The organism is Streptomyces sp. NPDC001781, from assembly GCF_053596035.1.
The window spans coordinates 136473-153958 of the sequence record NZ_JBSFFI010000004.1 but is presented as its reverse complement, the minus strand read 5'-3'; the positions used below and the strand labels follow the sequence as shown (position 1 = coordinate 153958).

Annotated in this window: 14 protein-coding genes and 1 pseudogene; 4 read left to right on the top strand and 11 right to left on the bottom strand. The window is 72.7% G+C overall.

What is annotated here, in order from left to right:
* Nucleotides 1-19: 19 nt before the first annotated feature.
* The 4 genes from ACWCV3_RS05420 to ACWCV3_RS05405 form a co-directional block, all read right to left on the bottom strand.
* A complete protein-coding gene (locus tag ACWCV3_RS05420) occupies nucleotides 20-1960 on the bottom strand; it encodes an ATP-binding cassette domain-containing protein (protein WP_451218678.1) in 1941 nt (646 codons plus the stop codon).
* Nucleotides 1961-2567: 607 nt separating this feature from the next.
* Nucleotides 2568-2699 carry a hypothetical protein gene (locus ACWCV3_RS05415; protein ID WP_451218675.1) on the bottom strand — a complete coding sequence of 44 codons (132 nt, stop codon included), beginning with the start codon at nucleotides 2697-2699 and terminating at the stop codon, nucleotides 2568-2570.
* 68 nt (nucleotides 2700-2767) lie between these two features.
* Nucleotides 2768-6352: a sodium/proline symporter PutP gene (gene putP, locus ACWCV3_RS05410; protein WP_451218672.1), complete on the bottom strand. Its 3585-nt coding sequence runs from the start codon at nucleotides 6350-6352 to the stop codon at nucleotides 2768-2770.
* 207 nt (nucleotides 6353-6559) lie between these two features.
* Nucleotides 6560-7099 carry an RICIN domain-containing protein gene (locus tag ACWCV3_RS05405; protein ID WP_451218669.1) on the bottom strand — a complete coding sequence of 180 codons (540 nt, stop codon included), beginning with the start codon at nucleotides 7097-7099 and terminating at the stop codon, nucleotides 6560-6562.
* A gap of 28 nt (nucleotides 7100-7127) precedes the next feature.
* Here ACWCV3_RS05405 and ACWCV3_RS05400 point away from each other — a divergent pair.
* Nucleotides 7128-7319 (top strand): annotated as a pseudogene (locus ACWCV3_RS05400) (beta-galactosidase); the annotation flags it as partial.
* A 106-nt stretch (nucleotides 7320-7425) separates the two neighbouring features.
* Here the strand turns inward: ACWCV3_RS05400 and ACWCV3_RS05395 are convergent.
* Nucleotides 7426-8031, bottom strand: a complete 606-nt coding sequence (locus ACWCV3_RS05395) for a class I SAM-dependent methyltransferase (RefSeq protein WP_451218666.1) — start codon at nucleotides 8029-8031, stop codon at nucleotides 7426-7428.
* 303 nt (nucleotides 8032-8334) lie between these two features.
* On the opposite strand from ACWCV3_RS05395, the gene ACWCV3_RS05390 reads away from it, so the two are divergent.
* Entirely contained in the window at nucleotides 8335-8991 is a 657-nt protein-coding gene (locus ACWCV3_RS05390; RefSeq protein WP_451218663.1) for a DUF4232 domain-containing protein, read from the top strand.
* A gap of 124 nt (nucleotides 8992-9115) precedes the next feature.
* On the opposite strand, the gene ACWCV3_RS05385 is transcribed toward ACWCV3_RS05390, so the two are convergent.
* The 3 genes from ACWCV3_RS05385 to ACWCV3_RS05375 all read right to left on the bottom strand — a co-directional run bounded on the left by ACWCV3_RS05385 (nucleotide 9116) and on the right by ACWCV3_RS05375 (nucleotide 11113).
* A complete protein-coding gene (locus ACWCV3_RS05385; RefSeq protein ID WP_451218660.1) occupies nucleotides 9116-9946 on the bottom strand; it encodes a sterol desaturase family protein in 831 nt (276 codons plus the stop codon).
* Between the two features lie 6 nt (nucleotides 9947-9952).
* Nucleotides 9953-10660 carry a FadR/GntR family transcriptional regulator gene (locus ACWCV3_RS05380; RefSeq protein ID WP_451218657.1) on the bottom strand — a complete coding sequence of 236 codons (708 nt, stop codon included), beginning with the start codon at nucleotides 10658-10660 and terminating at the stop codon, nucleotides 9953-9955.
* An 87-nt stretch (nucleotides 10661-10747) separates the two neighbouring features.
* Entirely contained in the window at nucleotides 10748-11113 is a 366-nt protein-coding gene (locus ACWCV3_RS05375; RefSeq protein WP_451218654.1) for an STAS domain-containing protein, read from the bottom strand.
* Between the two features lie 271 nt (nucleotides 11114-11384).
* Here ACWCV3_RS05375 and ACWCV3_RS05370 point away from each other — a divergent pair, with 271 nt between their 5' ends.
* Together ACWCV3_RS05370 and ACWCV3_RS05365 are read left to right on the top strand one after the other, a co-directional pair.
* The gene (locus ACWCV3_RS05370) at nucleotides 11385-12758 is read left to right on the top strand and encodes a sugar porter family MFS transporter (RefSeq protein ID WP_451218982.1); all 1374 of its coding nucleotides are present in this window, start codon (nucleotides 11385-11387) and stop codon (nucleotides 12756-12758) included.
* A 56-nt stretch (nucleotides 12759-12814) separates the two neighbouring features.
* Nucleotides 12815-13813, top strand: coding sequence for a helix-turn-helix transcriptional regulator (locus ACWCV3_RS05365; RefSeq protein ID WP_451218651.1), 999 nt, complete (start codon nucleotides 12815-12817; stop codon nucleotides 13811-13813).
* Here the strand turns inward: ACWCV3_RS05365 and ACWCV3_RS05360 are convergent.
* The 3 genes from ACWCV3_RS05360 to ACWCV3_RS05350 form a co-directional block, all read right to left on the bottom strand.
* The gene (locus tag ACWCV3_RS05360) at nucleotides 13804-14742 is read right to left on the bottom strand and encodes an SDR family oxidoreductase (protein WP_451218648.1); all 939 of its coding nucleotides are present in this window, start codon (nucleotides 14740-14742) and stop codon (nucleotides 13804-13806) included. The two genes, ACWCV3_RS05365 and ACWCV3_RS05360, sit on opposite strands and share 10 nt — an antisense overlap.
* A 444-nt stretch (nucleotides 14743-15186) precedes the next feature.
* Entirely contained in the window at nucleotides 15187-16083 is an 897-nt protein-coding gene (locus tag ACWCV3_RS05355; protein ID WP_451218645.1) for a sucrase ferredoxin, read from the bottom strand.
* A gap of 4 nt (nucleotides 16084-16087) precedes the next feature.
* Nucleotides 16088-17293: a cupin domain-containing protein gene (locus ACWCV3_RS05350; RefSeq protein WP_451218642.1), complete on the bottom strand. Its 1206-nt coding sequence runs from the start codon at nucleotides 17291-17293 to the stop codon at nucleotides 16088-16090.
* Nucleotides 17294-17486 lie beyond the last annotated feature (193 nt).

Sequence of the window (17486 nt, the reverse complement as noted above, 5' to 3'; positions counted from 1 at the left end):
CCCTGGCGCGGCCCGGTGGTCACGGGGTGTCCCCGCTCATCCGGCGCTGCAGCTCCCACAGGGTCCGGAACAGCCCTGGCTGCTGGGTGAGCTGGGCGTAGGTGCCCTCCTGGACGATCCGCCCTTCGTTCAACACCACGATCCGGTCGGCGACGGCGACGTTGGTGAGGCGGTGCGTGATCAGCAGGATGGCGCGGTCCTTGGCCAGTTCGCGCAGGCCGGCGAAGATCCGGTGCTCCGCGCGGGCGTCGAGGGCGGCCGTGGGTTCATCCATCACCAGTAGCGCCGCCTGTCGGTGGAACGCGCGGGTGAGGACCAGGCGCTGCCACTGCCCGCCGGAGAGCTGCTGTCCGCCGAACCACTCGCTGGTCAGCAGGGTGTTCAGGCCGGAGCGCAGGCCCGGCAGCATCTCCGCGGCGCCGGACGCCTCGCAGGCGGCGAGCAGGGCCGCGTCGCTGGTGTCGCCCTGCCCGAACGTGATGTTGTCGCGCATCGTCAGCGGCAGGTATGTGAACTTCTGCGGCACCAGCGCGACGTGCTCCCACGACCCCCACGGGTCCAGGTCCGCTGTGGAGGCGTGGTCCCAGGCCACGTCGCCCTCGGTGGGCAGCAGCAGCCCGCACAGCAGGCGCGAAAGGGTCGTCTTGCCGGAGCCGTTCTCCCCGACCAGCGCCACGATCTCCCCGCGCCGCATGTGCAGGGAGACGCCGCTCAGGCTGTCCTTGGGGGCACCGTCGTAGCGGTATGTGACGTCGCGGACCTCGAAGCGCTCCGGGGCCGCGGTCACGGGAGCGGTGCCGCGTGAGTCGGTCATGGCCTGGCCGTGGGCGTTGTCGAGGAAGTTCTGCCAGTCCTGCACGTACCATCCGGTGCGCACCAGGCGGGCCCCGCCGTTGATGATGCCGCGCACCGAGCCGGTGGCGGTCTGGAGAGCGAAGACGGCGCCGCCGCCGGCCGCCAGACTCATCCGGCCGGAGGCCAGGAGCCACAGCAGCGCCGCCCACACCGCGGTCGAAGCGATCCCGCCCGCCACGGCTCCGGCCAGTCCCATCCGGGCACCGGTGTTGGCGGCCTTGCGTTCGGCCGCGTTGACCGAGGCGGCCAGCCGCCGGTACCGGCCGATCAGGAAAGGGCCGGCCAGGCATGCGCGCATCTCCTCGCTTGATTCCATGTAGGCCATGTGCCAGCGCAGTTTGCCCAGCATCCGGCGCCGTCCGGAGGTCTCCAGGGCGGCGAGGTAGAGCACGCGTGCGGAGCGGATGTAGGCGGCGGCCTGCGGCAGGCAGGCGAGGAAGAGAAGGGGAAGGAGCAACGGGTGCAGGACGGTCAGGACGGTGGCGCCGGCCGTGAGGGTGGCGGTCGCCGCGAGGACGTCCTGCGCTTCTTCGACGAGGTCGGGGGTGACCTGGGCGCCGCGGTCGGCGATGTCGTAGGCGTCGTTGTAGCCGGGCTTGTTGTTGGCGGCCAGTTCAGCGCCGAGCGCGGCCTCGATCATCGTCAGCTCAGCCGCCCGGCCGAGCACCGGGCGCAGGCGGCCGGTCAGCCAGACGACGGCGATGCCCAGCAGCGCGCGCAGGCCGGTGGCGGCGGCGATCACGGCCAGCTGCGGGGCGGCGTCCCACAGCCGCTCGGTGATGTCGCCCGAGGAGATCAGCGCGGTGATCGTACCCGTGACGGCCAGAAGGCCCAGGGCCGCGAGGACGCCGGTCCCGATCTGGCACACCACCAGGCCGATGGTCGCGCCGCGGTCCACCCGCCAGGCCATCTGCACCGAGCGCCGCACGAGCGAGGGCAGCCGCCGCGCCATGGTGCGGGAGGTCAGCAGGGAGCCGGCCTGGAGCCTCGACTCGTCGCGGTAGAGATATTCCTCATCTCGAACACCAGCTTCCTGCGGTTCGTCGTCCGGCGCGGTCCCCTTGGGTGGTTGCGGCGGCTGGTCCTGCGTAATGGCCGAGGTCATCGTTCCCCCTAGGACGGTCGCTGCGGCAGATTCGTGAGGTCCAACGACACGACTGCGATATCGAACACACGTCATTCGGTCGTGTGGGGAAGCCCGGTATTCCCTGCGTCCACGGATCCCGCAGGCGCCCGATCCCTGGTCTGGCTTGGAGCTGCTGCGAACGGGAAATGGCCGAAACGCCGACATCGCGTAACCGCGTGGGGATGTACGGCCGGGCGTCACGGGCCGGCCCCTCTCAACCGGGATCCGGATCTGCCTGCAGCAGCCTTTCCAACTTCCTCTCGGCGTGGCCGACCGCGCCCGTCAGGGCATCGCGGTCGTGGGCGGACAGGGTGCCGGCTCCCAGTCCGGCTGCGGCGATCACCGTGGTCAATGCGACTGTCGCCTGGTCGTCCAGGGCGGACGCGGCGACGGGATGGTGCGGAGCGTCTCGTGCGACGCAGGCGTCGAGTCGGGCGACGCTGACGAGGTGACGAGTATCCGGGTGGCATGGCGTCCGGCCCGGTGAAGTTCCAGGGCCGACAGGCCCGTCCGGGCCTGGAAGGCAGCGGGCGGCGGATCGGGGCGGGCAAGGAGCTGGACGGCTTCATCAAGGGTGCGGTCCAGGTCAGCTTCGGGTACGGGGCTCTGCGGGCCGACGAAGGGCGCGCAGGACGAGAGCGACGGTCTCCTCCCAGGCGTCGGCGGGCTGGGTGGCGTCGCTCAGGTCGCGGGCCTGCTGGTCCAGGCACTGCTCCATCAGGGCCATGATCTTGTCACCGCCGCAGCGATCGCCTCTGGCTCTGCCAGTGATCCGCCGGACGGAACCTAGCCGGTCGCGTCAGGGGCGATGGCCTGCTCAGTCCAGATGATCTTGCCGGTCCTGGTGTACCGAGTGCCCCACCGGCCGGCGACCTGGGCGACGATCAGAAGGCCCCGGCCCCCCTCGTCGGTGGTCCGCGCGTGACGCAGCCGCGGCGCGGTGCTGCTGGCGTCGGAGACTTCGCAGATCAGGCCGCGATCCCGGATCAAGCGCAGGCAGACCGGTCCAGCGGCATGGCGGATCGCATTGGTCACCAGCTCGCTGACGATGAGTTCCGTCGTGAAGGCGAGATCGGGCATGCCCCACTCCGTGAGCTTCTGGGTCGCGAGGTCGCGGGCGTGCCCTACGGCAGCCGGATCACTGGGAATGTCCCAGGAGGCGAAGCGGTCCGGAGCCAGGACGCGGGTGCGGGCGAGGAGCAGGGCCGCGTCGTCGGCGGGCGGACCGGTCAGCAGATTGTCGATCACGCGTCGGCCGGTCTCCGCCAGGGTCGGCAGGGGCGCGGCCAGGGCGCCCCCCAGGCAGGAGAGCCCGACGTCGATGTCCCTGTCGAGGGATTCGATGAGGCCGTCGGTGTAGAGAGCGATGAGGCTGCCGTCTTCCAGCTCGGTCTCGATGGACTCGAAGGGGAGGTAGCCGAGGCCGAGCGGCGGCCCGGCGGGCAGGTCCAGGATGGCGGCGGCACCGTCGGGGTCGACGATCACCGGGGGGAGGTGACCGGCCCGGGCCATGGTGCACAGCCTGCTGACCGGGTCGTAGACGGCGTAGAGACAGGTGGCGCCCAGGAACGCGGTGCCCGTCGCTTCGTCCTCGGCGGCCGCCGGCGTATCGATGTCGTGCGCTCCCATGAGGCCGATGACCAGATCGTCCAGATGGGCGAGCAGTTCGTCGGGCGAGAGGTCGAGGTTGGCAAGCGTGCGTACCGCGACGCGCAGGCGTCCCATGGTCGCGGCGGCGTTGATGCCGTGCCCTGCCACGTCTCCGACGACCAGCGCGACCCTCGCCCCGGAGAGCGGGATAACGTCGAACCAGTCGCCGCCCACTCCACTCGGGGCGTCCGCCGGCAGGTACCACGAGGCCACGTCGAGAGCGGAACCTCCCGTCAGGTCCTGTGGCAGCAGGTAGCGCTGCATGGAGCGGGCCGCGGTGCGTTCACGGGTGAACCGGCGCGCGTTGTCGATGCACACCGCCGCACGCGAGACGAGCTCCTCGGCGAGGCGGACGTCGTCGTCCTCGAAGGGGCCCAGGCTCCGGGACCGGGCGAACGTAGCCACTCCCATGGTGACCCCGCGCGCCCGCACGGGGACCACCATGACCGAGCGGAAGTCGTATTCCAGGAACGAGGCGCCGAGTGTCTCGTCCACGGTCACCCATGGACTGTTGGTGCGGTCCAGGACCCGTTCGACCAGGGTCCTGCTCTCGAGCAGACAGCGGGTCACGGGCGACGCGGGCGCACGTCGGACTGTTTCCCCCACGGCCAGTGATGCCTCGGGGCAGCCCTCGCGGACCGACTGCTGTGCCGCACGGCGGACGACCGGCGCCATCCCGACGGGCCCGGGTGCCGGCTCCTCGCCTCTCATGACCGAGTCGAGCAGGTCGACGGCGACGAAGTCCGAGACGGCCGGGACCGCGTCGTCGGCCAGTTCCTGCGCGGTCCGGTTCACGTCCAGGGTGCTGCCGATGCGCGTGGCGGCGTCATTGAGCAGGGCCAGGCGTTCCTGCGCACGCCATCGCTCGGTGATGTCGATGATCATGTACCAGACGCCCACGCTCCGGTCGTGGCGGTCCTTCATCGCGAAGAAGGAGGCGGAGACCGCGCGGCCTCGGTCGTGCGCCGTGGAGCCGGCACCGCGGTACTCGAAGTCCATCACCGGCGCGCCGGTCCGGAGGACTTCGCGCATCTGTTCCTCGAAGGCGTCAGCCTCGGCCTGCGGCAGCACCTCCGCCATCCGCCGCCCCAGCCGCCGCTGCAGCGAGATCCGGCGGTTCAGCGGCTCGTTCACCCAGACGTACCGCAGATCCGTGTCGAGAACGGCGATGCCGACCGGGGCGTGGCTGAGGAATGGGGTGAGCATCAGCTGGCTCACCCCGCCGCCCGGCATCCGCCAGAAGGCGCGTTTCGGGGGCCGCCCGGCGAACCTGCCGAAGACCAGTGCGGCGAGCGTGGCGACCAGGACGCCCGGAATCATCTCGTAGACACCGGACCAGAAGGGGCCGTGCGACGGCTTGACCAGGCGCCACAGGAGCACCGTGACCGCGCCGGAGACGATCCCGGCCATGGCCCCTGCCCAGGTCATGCGCGGCCAGTACAGCGAGAGCAGGACGACCGGGCCGAAGGCGGCGCCGAAGCCCGCCCAGGCGTAGCCCACGATGCCCAGCAGCCCGCCGCCCCTGAGCGCGATCAGTGAGGCCACCAGCGTCACGGCGACGACGGCGCCGCGTCCCACCCAGACCAGCGTCCGATCCGAGGCGCGCCGCTTGAGGAACGCGTGGTAGAAGTCCTCCGTGAGGGCGACGGACGACACGAGGAGCTGGCTGTCGGCGGTCGAGATGATCGCGGCGAGTACCGCGATCAGCAGCACACCGGCGCCCCACGGACTGAACAGTGTCCGGCTCAGGGCGATGTAGACCGTCTGCGGGTCGTGGAGCGGTGTGCCGAACCGCGCGATGCCCAGCAGCCCGACCACCGTCGCACCGGCCAGCACCACGAACACCCACCCCGTCTGGATGCGGCGGGCCGCGGGGACGGCGCCGGTGCTGCGGATACCCATGAAGCGGGCCAGGATGTGCGGCTGCCCGAAATAGCCCAGGCCCCACGAGAGCAGGGAGATGATCGCGACGGCGCCGAGCGACCCACCGCCTCCCGACCACCGCCCGTCCGTGAAGTCGACCTTGGCACCCATGTCCAGGAGACCGGGCGTCTTGCTGTTGAGGCTGTCACGAAGCGCGCCGAAGCCGCCGAGCGTCGCGATTCCGACGACGGGGAGCACGAGCAGGGCGAGGAACATCAGCGTGGCCTGCATGACGTGCGTCAGGCTCACGGCCAGGAAGCCGCCCAGGCAGGAGTAGACGACGATCACCAGGGCGGTCAGGGCCACCCCGAGACGGAAACCCGCGCCGAAGATCTGTCCGAAGAGCAGCCCGCCGGCCACGAGTCCGCTGGCGACGTACACGGTGAAGAACACCAGGGTCACCGCCGCGGAGACCATCCGGAGCATCCGTGTGCGGTCCTCGAACCGCTGCTCCAGGTAGGCCGACAGGCTCACCGCGTTCCCAGCGCGCTCCGTGTAGGTGCGCAGCCTCGGCGCGACGAACAACCAGTTGAGGTAAGTCCCGAGCACCAGGCCGACCGCGAGCCAGGTGGCACCGACGCCGGCCGCGTACACCGCTCCGGGGAACGCCAGGAACAGCCAGCCGGACATGTCGCTGGCACCGGCGGACAGGGCGGCGACGAACGCGGGCAGCCTGCGGCCTCCCAGGGCGAAGTCGGCGAACGTGTGCGTACGGCGGTAGGCCCAGACACCCGTACCGATCATGACGGCCACGTACACGAGGAACGTGGCCATGATCGGCACACTGAAGTCGGACATGCTGCCTCGCTTGCGAGGTTCATGAGCGCGGGCCTGCCACCGCAGGACTGACAGCCGTGATCCCTACCAGACAAATATATAGATTCCGATCGCCTTCGGCGTCCGGGAGCAGCGCCGTCCGGGCGACCGGCCCGGCCGGGACCGGCGCCCGCGGCGGCAGGCACCGGCGTATCTTCACGTGGGTGCCTGCCGAGGTCCGGAGGGTGGTCAGGCAGCCGTGCGGAGCCACCTCTGGTTGGTGCCGCCGTTGGAGCTCCACTGGATCAGGGACGTGCCGTCACTCGCCGAGGTGTTGGTCACGTCGAGGCATTTGCCGCTCTGCACGGCGGTGAGCTGCACGGTGCCGCCTGAGCCGGTCGCCCTCCACTGCTGGGCGGCCGTCCCGTCACAGGAGTACTGGACGATCGCGGCCCCGTCGGTGGTCGAGCCGTCCCGTGCGGCGAGGCACTTCCCGCTGTACCGGGCGACGATCTCCACCCGGCCGTTCCCTACGGACTTCAGCCAGAACTGCTGGTTGACACTGTTGCCGCAGCTCCACTGGACGAGTGCGGCGCCGTCGGCGGTGGAGCGGTCGGCCACGTCGGCGCACTTGCCGCTCTGCACGGCGGTCAGCGTCTCCCAGCTTCCGGTGCCCCGCACACTGCCGGCGGCCGTGTCCACGACGATCTGCGGGTAGTAGTCCATGGCCATGGTGGTCCTGGACGGGAACTTCAGCGGGAGCCACACGTACCGGGAGTCCTGCACCATGCCGCCCATGGAATTGCCCCAGCGGTCGGGCAACGCCTGGGTCAACGGCTTCGCGCTCGGCCGCTACTGGTCCCGCGGCCCGCAGCGGTCGCTGTACGTCCCCGCCCCCGTGCTGCGTGCCGGAACCAACGAGGTCGTCGTACTGGAGCTCCACGCCGCCCACCGCTCACGAACCGTGGACTTCGTCGACGCTGCCGACCTCGGCCCCACCGAGGAGTGAGCGGGCGCCCGCCGGCTGGAGCCCCCGCCGCGAGGCGACCGCGCTTCGCGCCCTGTCCAGACCGGCCCTGGCTGAGGTTCCCCGAACCGATCGGGGCCGGCCGCCCTCAGCCGCGGTGGACGCTGACGGCGTAGCCGCCGCCGGTGTACGGGGCCGCCTCCCAGGTGGCGTAGCGGTCGACGAGTGTGAGACCGGCCTCGGCGCAGCACTTGTCGTACTCCGGCAGAGTGATGCCGGGCGGCACCGGCAGATGGGCCCGGTCGAGACCGAAGCCGGCGACGAGCAGACCGCCCGGGCGCAGCGCCGCGGCCAGGCGGCCGACCACACCGGCCTCGGTACCGGCGGCCAGCAGCGGGAGCACGTTGCCTGCGACGACCACCAGATCGAAGTCCGCGACGATACCGAGCCGGTCCGGATCGAACTCGGCCAGATCCGCCTGCAACCAGGGAAGGTGCGGCGCCATCCGCCGCGCCACCGCCAGCATCGACGCGTCGAGATCGACCCCGACGCAGTCGTGGCCCAGTTCCGAGAGCCGGATCATGACCCGCCCGGTGCCGCAGCCGGCGTCCAGCACCCGCGCCCCGGGGCGTACGAGCGCGGCACAGAAGCTCGCCTCGCCGTGCACGTCCGCGCCGTCCTCGGCCAGGGCCGCGAACCGCGCGGCGTAGGCCTGTCCGGACACGCCTCCGGTCAGCTCTTCCCAACGGTTCATGACAGCAGCATAGAGGCGGAACCGCGTGACCCCCCGGTGGCCCCGTGGGGCCGCCCGACCCGTCCGGAGCGAGGCGCGCTAGAGGCCTCCTCCGGGATTCCGCCAGCCCGTACCGGTCCCGGACGGCCGGGTCACGCGAGGCGTGTCCGCGGCCCGGCCGCCTCGTTACCGAATACGGACACGACCGAGTGAACGACGCCGGCGCGCAACTCGTCTCACGGGGTGCAACGAAGCCGATGCGGAAGCTCGCCCTGCGGTAGCGGGGAAGTGCCGCGTCCCGGCCCATCCTGGGGGATTCTCATCATGACCACGCACAGCGCCCGCCGCACCACCCGATCCGCCGCCCTGGCCGCCGTCACCGTGGCACTGGCCCTGGGTCTGACCGCCTGCGGCGGCTCCGGGAAGAACTCGAAGGCCGCGGCCGACGACCACCCCGCCGGTCCCGCGCCGAGCCGCGCCGCGTCCGCCGCGGCCCACCCGGCGGCCGTCATGAACGACGCGCACCAGACGGCCGGCAAGGGCACGACGGCTGCCGTGCAGCAGTGCCGCGGAGACGAGATGCTGGTCACCGCGGTACACCGGTTCGCGGGTCAGCAGGGCGACCACCTGCTCGTCACCGCCTCGAACGAGGGCAGCGCGGCCTGCTGGGTCACCTCGTACCCGGCCGTCAAGCTCGGCGGGGACGTCGGCAGCGCCACCCTGCCGCACTCGAAGAAGGACGCCCCGGGCGGCGGCAAGCACATCACGCTCCGGCCCGGAGCCAAGGTGTACAGCGCGGTGAACCTCTTCGACTACGGCTCGAAGAACCACACGGCGCGGTCGTTCGCCATCGCGCTGCGCGGCGCGGACGGCAGCACGGGCCCCTTCTACTCCGTCGACTCCAAGGGCCAGAAGCCGCGGTTCACCTGGAACGAGGCCGATGTGCTGAACTGGAACACCCGCAAGCCGTACGACTTCTGACGCCGCCTCCGCCGGGGCGGTCACTCGCGGCGGTGCACGCCGTCCGCCGGCGCCGTACCAGAGGACGCGGGGGGCGGCCCGCGTCGCGGACCCGGACGGCGCGCTGCCGCCGACCGCCTGAAGGTCAGCGGGATGCCGGCGCCCAGCCGGGCGGGCCCAGCAGGTACCCGGCGCGGTCGCGCCAGGTGCGGGCAGCGCGGACGTCGCGCCAGGCGGCCCCGTACTCGTGGAAGGCGACGCGGAGCGGGTTGTGGGTCTCGATGTTTTTGGTCAGGCCGTAGACCGCGCGCTCGCCCTCGGCCTCGAAGCTGCCGAACAGGCGGTCCCAGACGATCAGGATGCCGCCGTAGTTGCGGTCCAGGTAGACGTGGTTGGAGCCGTGGTGCGCGCGGTGGTGGGAGGGGGTGTTGAAGACCCACTCCACCGGCCGCCACAGCTTGTCCACCCGCTCGGTGTGCAGGAAGAACTGGTACACCAGGCTGACCGACTGCTGGAGCAGGATCATCCACGGCGGTACGCCGAGCAGCGCGAGCGGCAGCCAGAACGGCAGCGTCGTCATCGGCGTCCAGCTCTGCCGCAGCGCGGTCGACAGGTTGAAGCGCAGGCTCGAGTGGTGGACCACATGGCTCGCCCACAGCACCCGCACCCGGTGGTGGGCGCGGTGGAAGACGTAGTACGCCAGGTCCTCGGCGAGGAACAGCAGCAGCCAGGTCCACGGGGAGGACGGGGGGAGGTGCCACGGGGCGACGGCGAAGGCGGCGGCGAACACCACGACCGTCACCGCCTTCCACGGCAGCCCGATCACCTGGCTCCCGGCACCCATGGACATGCTGGTGACGGTGTCGCGCAGCTCGTAGCCGCGTTCGTCGTCGTCGGGAAGGAAGCGGTACGACAGCGCCTCGACGACGACCAGGAGCACGAACGCGGGTATCGCGTAGACGACGGCCGGGATCATGTCACTTCACCCTTCCGGGACTTCGGTGGGGACACTGCGGGACAGCAGCTCACGGGCGAGGCGTTCGGCACCGTGGGCGTCGCGGGCGGCGATCAGCGTGCCGAGCCGCACATGGGCCTCGGCGTCGAGGAGTTCACCGGCGCGCAGGGCGTCCGGCACCTCCGCGACCGGCAGCGCGCCGGTGACCAGGCTGTTGAAGGCCAGCAGGTACGCGAGGTTCCCGGAGCCCTCCACGATCAGCCGCCACCAGGCGACGTCCGCCTCGCCCAGCTCCGCGAGGTCCGGGCCCTGTACGGCGTACCGGCCCGCGCTCTCCACGATGTGCGCGGCGGCCCGGTCGGAGCAGCGCAGCGCGCACAGGCGGGCCGCGTCGGCGCCCACGCAGGCGCGCATCTCCATGGCGTCGCGGCCGAGTTCGGCGATGGTGGGGCCGGTGTCGGCCGCCGCGACGCCCAGGGCGAGGTCGAGTCCGGCGGTGCGCCGCCAGTCGAGGACGAGGGTGCGGCCGCCGTGGCTGACCTCGACCAGCCGGGCCTGCTGAAGCCTCTTCACGGCCTCGCGGACCGCGTGCCGGTTCACCCCGGACTCGGCCGCGAGGTCGCGTTCGGCCGTGAGCGGGGAGCCGGGCGGGAGTGCCCCGCCGAGAATCCGGTCGCGCAGTACGGCGTAGAGCTGGTCGGAGACCGCCTCACGCCGCACGGGTGAGGGAGCCATGGGGAACAGAGTGGGTGAGGGCCGGGCACTGGTCAACTGGTTGGACCAGATCGGCCGGGTGGCTGCCGGAGACCGCGCCGGGGGCCGCTACCCGGCGCGCGTGAGCCCGGCCTCGGCCGCCTCCGGACTGGGGAAGGTGGGCAGCACCTGGGCGGTGCCGGTGACTTCGAGCACGCGGTCCACGAACCGGTTGGTACCCATCAGTCCGACCGGGCGCTGCCGCCGGGTGGCGAGGAGGTGGTTGACGAGCAGGGAGTCGGCGAAGCTCAGGTGCCGGAGGTCGTACACGAGCGGGCCGGGGAAGCTCCGCAGGACGTCGGCGGTGGCGCGCTCGACGTGGTCCATGAAGGCCAGGTCGAGTTCGCCGCGCAGCTCCATCACCCACACCGAGCCCCGCTGCGCGGAGGCGGATACTCCCGTACCGCCCCCGTTCTGCTGTTGCTGGGAGTACATGCGCACGAGCATTACGCATCGCTTGACCCATGACAACGTTGCGTGCCCATGCGGACACCAGTCGTGTTCGACTGCTGTGGCCCGCCCCTTTCGGGCGCATCACCCGCACTCATCAGGGCAGACGGTCCCGGTCCGGGCGCCGAGAGACCCGGATTCGAGGGAATGGATCACGGTGTCAGTACAGAGTGCGGAGGACCGCCGCTCCGGCGAGTCACACGAAAGAGGGACAACGAGCAGGGCCTCCCGTACGGATCGCGCCGAAGCGGGCGGTCTGAACGGGCACATGCTGATGGCGGCCGTCGTGTCGGCGATCAGCGGACTGCTCTACGGCTACGACACCGGCGTCATCTCCGGCGCGCTGCTCCAGATCTCCGACGAGTTCCACATCGGCAGCGCGATGAAGGAGACCATCGCGGCCGGCATCCTGCTCGGCGCGGTGATCGGCTCCCTGGTGTGCAGCCGGCTGTGCGAGCGCTTCGGGCGGCACCGCACCATCCTGCTGATCTGCGGGATCTTCATCTTGGGCAGCCTGGCCTGCGCGTTCGCACCCAACGCGGTGGGCCTGGCCCTCGCCCGCGTGCTGCTCGGATTCGCCGTCGGCGGCGCCACCCAGACCGTGCCGATGTACGTGGCCGAGCTCGCCCCCATGGCGATCCGCGGGCGGCTGGTGCTCTGCTTCCAGCTCGCCATCGGCGTGGGGATCGTCGTCGCCACGGTGGTCGGGGCGAGCGAGGCCGTGTCCTGGCGGGTGGCGATCGGCGCGGCCGCCGTACCGGCGCTGCTGATGCTGCTCGGGCAGTTGCGGCTGCCGGAGAGCCCCCGCTGGCTGATCCTGCGCCACGGACGGACGGACCGGGCGCGCGAGGTACTCCAGGAGCTGCGCCCCAAGGGGTGGGACGTGCGGGCCGAGCTGGACGAGATCGCCGGCCTGGCCGAGCAGCAGGAGGGCACCGACCGCGCCGAGCGGGGCTGGCGCGGCCTGCGGCAGCCGTGGGTGCGCCCGGCGCTGGTCGTCGGCTGCGGCATCGCGGCCCTCACCCAGCTCTCCGGCATCGAGATGATCATCTACTACGCCCCGACCATCCTCACCGACAACGGCTTCCCGCAGGCCGACGCGCTGCGGATCAGCGTCGCCCTCGGCGTGGTCTACCTGGTGATGATGATCGTCGGGCTGTGGATCGTGGACAAGGTCGGCCGCCGCAGGCTCACCCTGGTCATGGTGCCCGGCGCCGCACTCAGCCTCTTCGCGCTCGGCGCCCTGTACGTCACCGGCCACGGCACCCGTTCCTACGTCCCGGCGATCGTGGGCTGCCTGCTGGCCTTCATGTTCTTCAACGCCGGCGGCCTGCAGCTGATGGGCTGGCTCACCGGCTCGGAGATCCACCCGCTCTCGGTCCGGTCGGCCGCCACCAGCGTGCAGTCGGCCACCCTGTGGAGCACCAACCTGCTGATCACCCTCACCCTGCTGACGATGATCAACGCGTTCGGGGTGGGTCAGGTCTTCTGGATCTACGCCCTGTTCAACGTGGCCGCCTGGCTGTTCGTCCGGCAGCGGATGCCGGAGCTGACCGGGCGGAGCCTGGAGGAGATCGAAGGGCACCTGAAGGACGGGAAGTTCCGGCCGCGGGACTTCGCCCGGCCGTGACCCCGGCCGGGGAGGCGCGGGACGCCCGCGCCTCCCCGGTGCACGATGCTTGACCCATGCGTGCCGCCCGTCTGATCCGCATGGCGCTCCTCGTCCAGTCCAGCCCCGGCCTGACCGCCGACGCCCTCGCCCGTGAACTGGGCGTCTCCCGGCGTACGGTGATCCGCGACGCCCAGGCGCTCCAGGAGGCGGGCGTCCCCGTCCGGGCCGAGCGCGGCCGTGCGGGGGGCTACCGGCTGGCGCCGGGTCACCGCACCCGCCTCACCACCCTCCATCCCGCCGAGGCCGAGACCCTCTATCTCTCCGGCCTGCCTTCCGCCCTGCGCGACCTGGGACTCTCCGGCGCTGCGGACACCGCCCGGCTGAAGCTCTCCGCCACCCTGCTGCCGTCCCTGCGCGCCGCGGCCGAGTCATCGGTGCGCCGCTTCCACCTGGACGCCCCTGCCTGGTTCCGCGAGCCGTCGGCACCCGGGCTGCTGCCGGAGCTGGCCCGTGCGGTGTGGTCCGACCGCACCGTCGGGATCACCTACGCGCGTCCCGGCCGGGACCAGGTGACCCGCCCGCTCCAGCCGTACGGGCTCGTGCTCAAGGCGGGCGTCTGGTACGTCGTGGGCCGGGTCCCGGCCGGGCGGGACGGCGCCTGGCGCACGTACCGCGTCGACCGGGTCACGGGCCTCTCCCCCGCCGAGGGCGAACCCTTCGTCCGCGACCCCGGCTTCGACCTGGCCGAGTACTGGCGGGCGAACGCGGAGGCTTTCGTCCGGACCCTGTTGCGGACGACGGCCACCGTGCGTCTCACCGACCGCGGGCTCGCCCGCCTGTCCGCCGTGGCGGACCCGGCCGGCGCCGCGGAGGCGCTGGCGTCCGCGAGCGGGCCGGACGCGGACGGCCGGGTGACGGCCGAGCTGCCGGTGGAGTCCGAGGAGGTCGCGTTCGCGCAGCTCAGCGGGTTGGGCGTGGACGTGGAGGTGCTGGCCCCGGAGGGACTGCGCGCACGCTTCCGTACGCAGGCGCGGGACCTCGCCGCGCTGTACGGCGTGACCGGTCAGCGGTAGTCGTCGGGTGTCCCCTCCTTGCCGCCGAACTTGACCTCCTCGAAGTAGGCCCAGGCGTCCGGCCGGCTGCCGTCGACGTCCGTGAGGCCGTAGGTCCGCGCGAGTTCCGCGCTGGAGGTGGACCTGCCGTTCCAGCGGGCCGCGCGGCCCGGGTCGGCGGCCAGGGCGGCGACGCCTCGGGCGAGGTAGGCGGGGGACTCGGCTGTGGCGAAGTCGGGTTCCTGGGCGGCGGCGTCGCGCCAGTTCTCCTCGGTCACGCCGAAGTGGCCGAGCATCTGCTCCGAGCGCAGGAAGCCGGGCGTGACGGCGACGGCCGTCCCTCCGTACTCCGCCAGTTCCTCACCCAGGCCGAAGGCGATACGGATGGGGGCGTTCTTGGCGAGGTCGTAGTAGAGGTTCTCCCGGTACCGGCGGTTGTGGACCGCCGTGCCGTCGGTGACCTCCACGTGCAGCGGGCCGTCGGAGCGGATCAGGAGCGGGAGGGCGAGCGCGGCGGTGACGACGTGCGAGCGCACCCCGAGTTCCAGGATGCGCAGGCCGTCCTCCAGCGGGGTCTCCCAGCTCTTCTTGCCGAAGACGGAGTTCACCAGCAGGTGTTCGCCGCCCCAGAGGTCGTTGACGAGGACGTCGAGCCGCCCCTGCTCGCGCTCGATCCGCGCGACGAGCGCCCGCACCTGGTCGGGGTCCAGGTGGTCGGTGGGGACGGCGGTCCCGGCCCCGCCGGCGGCCGTGACCAGCTCCGCCGTCTCCTCGATGGTCTCGGTGGGCCGCCCGACTTCGCTGACCCGCTCGCGGGTGGTCCGTCCGGTGACGTAGACGGTGGCTCCGGCCCGGCCCAGCTCGACGGCCATCGCCCGGCCGGCGCCCCGGGTGGCGCCGGCGACGAGTGCGACGCGGCCGGCGAGGGGGGTGGTGTGGTCTTTGGTCATGCTTCCACGGTGCACTCCAAAGGTGACAGCCTGCGTCACCTATTTCTCGCGCCCTCACCTTTCCCCGCCGGCCGCCGGGGACGCCGCGTCCCGGTGGGTGTCGGGCTCCGCCGGGCGGGCGGGCGGTCGGGCGGGGACGTCGTCGTAAGTGTCCGGGCCGAGGAGCGGACGGAGCGGGGCCGCGCCGGTGTCCACCAGGCCGATCACGGCCCGGGGCGATCCTCCGCGGGACGGTCCGCGAGGGCGTCCGCGAAGACTGCCCGGTGCGGGCGGTGCCGGTGACGTGGAGGCGGTGGGGTCCGGGCCGGTCGCCGTACCGGGCCGGCAGGGCGTCCATCGCCTCGGGGCGGTGCGAGGTGACCGCCCTCCGGCCCGTGCGGGCAGCCGCTCCGTGAGGAGGCGGCCGAACCCGGACGAGGTGCCCGTGACGGACCGGACAGGCGGTCAGGCCGGGTGGATGGACCGCACCTCGTAGTCGACCGCCGGGCTCGGTACGGGGCCCCGGCAGGTGAGCCGGCAGGGGGCCGTTCGGCGGGCGTGCACCTCGACGTCGAACGCGGTCGGGCGGGGCGCGCGGAGTTCGACGCGGACGCGCCAGGCGTCGCCGTCGCGGGCGGTGCCGGTGACCGTGCAGTCACGCCGGCCGGCCGGGCCGAAGCGGGCGAGCAGCGCCGCGACGGCGACCTGCTGGGGCGGGGTCAGGTCGGTGTATCCGCGCAGGAAGTCGGGATGGACGCGTCCGGCGAGGTGCTCCTCGACCACGTGGACGGCGGAGCCGGGGTCGAGGCAGCCGTAGTACGTCCCGTCGGGCACCACGACGACGTTGGCGGCGAACCGGTCCCCGCCCACGTGGGTGCACTCCCAGACGAGGCCGGGCCACCGCTCGCCGAGCGCCCGTGCCACGGGCCGGCCGCGTACCGCGCAGCAGATGTCGTGCTGCCCGTGCACGCAGACCAGGACCACCGGCGGCTCGTCGGGCCGCCCCGGCGACCGGAGGGCCCCGGCGATCTCCACGAGGTCCTGGTCGGTGCTCCAGGTGCCCCAGCGCTGGCGGTGGGCGCCCGACCGCTCGTGGTGCAGCACGGCCCAGCGGCCGGGCCCCCCGGGGCGGGGACGGGCGGTCCGCCGGACGAGGAGGACGCGGGCCCGGACCGCGTGCGCGGCGGCCCAGACGTGTGCCTTGACGGCCGGGTCCAGGTCGATTCCATCGTAGCCGTCGGCCGGCCAGGCGCCCCGGTACTCGATCAGCACCCAGACCGTGCCGCGCGGTGCGGTGCCCGCGAGATGGTCGCCGCGTATCCGGGCGGCGTCGGCGCAGAAGAACCGGTCCGTGGTGGTCACCGGGCTACTGCCCGCCCGGCACCAGCACGCCCGCGCGGAGCAGCCGTCCGGTGAGGGGGATCCCGAGGTCACCGGCCGCGCGGACATCGCCGTCCAGCAGCCGGGTCACGGCGGGCAGATCGGCCTCGGGGAAGTCGAGCCGGCCGACACGGGTCGTCAGACGGCTCCCCTCCAGCCGGGCTTCCAGGGCGTCACGCAGACGTACGGGCGACTCGGGGGCGAGGGCGTCGGCGGCGGCGAGCTGGGCCAGCGGTCCGAGGGGCGCGGGACGGCCCTGGCCGCGCCGGGTGCGGTGGAGCAGCGGGGCGGGGTCGGCTTCGGCGACGGCCGCGGCGAGGCGCTCGCGGACGCCGTCGAGCACCTCGGCCGTGACGTCGGCGCCCAGCGGCAGCGTGGCGCGGGCCCAGGGGTCCTCGCGGAGCGCGGCGAGGGCCGCCTCGGCCAGTTGTTCGGCCAGCGCGAACCGGGTCCAGACGTGAACGCCGAGGGTCAGGTGGACCGAGACCTCGCCCTTGGCGCGGGCGGCGTGCAGCCAGCCGCGCGGCAGGTAGAGGACGTCTCCGGGCTGCAGCACGGTGTCGATGCGGGCAGGCCCCTCGGCCGCCTCGGCGACGGCGGCCCTGCGGTCGGTCCACGGCTGGTCCCGGAGCGGATCGCGGTGGACGGGCTCGTGGACTAGCCAGCGCTTGCTGCCCTGGATCTGGACCACGAACACGTCGTGGACGTCGTAGTGGTCGTCGAAGCCCTGGTTCTGCGGCGGCGTGATGTAGGCGTTGGCCTGCACCGGGTGCCCCAGCTCGGCACCGAGAGCGGCGCACAGCCCGCCCACCGGCGCCCAGGTGCGATGGAGGGCCTGGAGGACCAGGGTGGCGCCGTCGGCGAACAGCCGCCACAGAGCGGTGTCGTCCAGCTGGTCCGCGATGGTGGCGCCGACTCCGCCGGGCGAGGTGTAGGACGACTCGGGGAGGACGACGCCGTCCTTGGCGACGCGGAGGAAGGGCGTGCGCAGACCGCGGCGCGCGAGGAGTTCGTCCACCGCGCCCGCGTCGAGCACGTCGGAGAAGTCGCTCGCCCGCCGGGTGAGCAGGGCGGTGCGTGACCACACGTCCCGGGCGAAGACGTCGGGGGCGAGGCCGGTCAGACGGCGCTCCAGGATCCCGGCACTCCTGGGAGTGCCGGGATCGGGGAAGTCTCCGGCCGGGCGGGTCAAGCGCCGCCGTCCGCGCCGCCGTCGTGGGCACCGGGCTCGCCGGCCGCGCCACCGTCCGCGGGACCCTCGGCACCCCCGTCCGCGCCACCGTCATGGACACCGGGCTCGCCGGCCGCGCCACCGTCCGCGGGACCCTCGGCACCCCCGTCCGCGCCACCGTCATGGACACCGGGCTCGCCGGCCGCGCCACCGT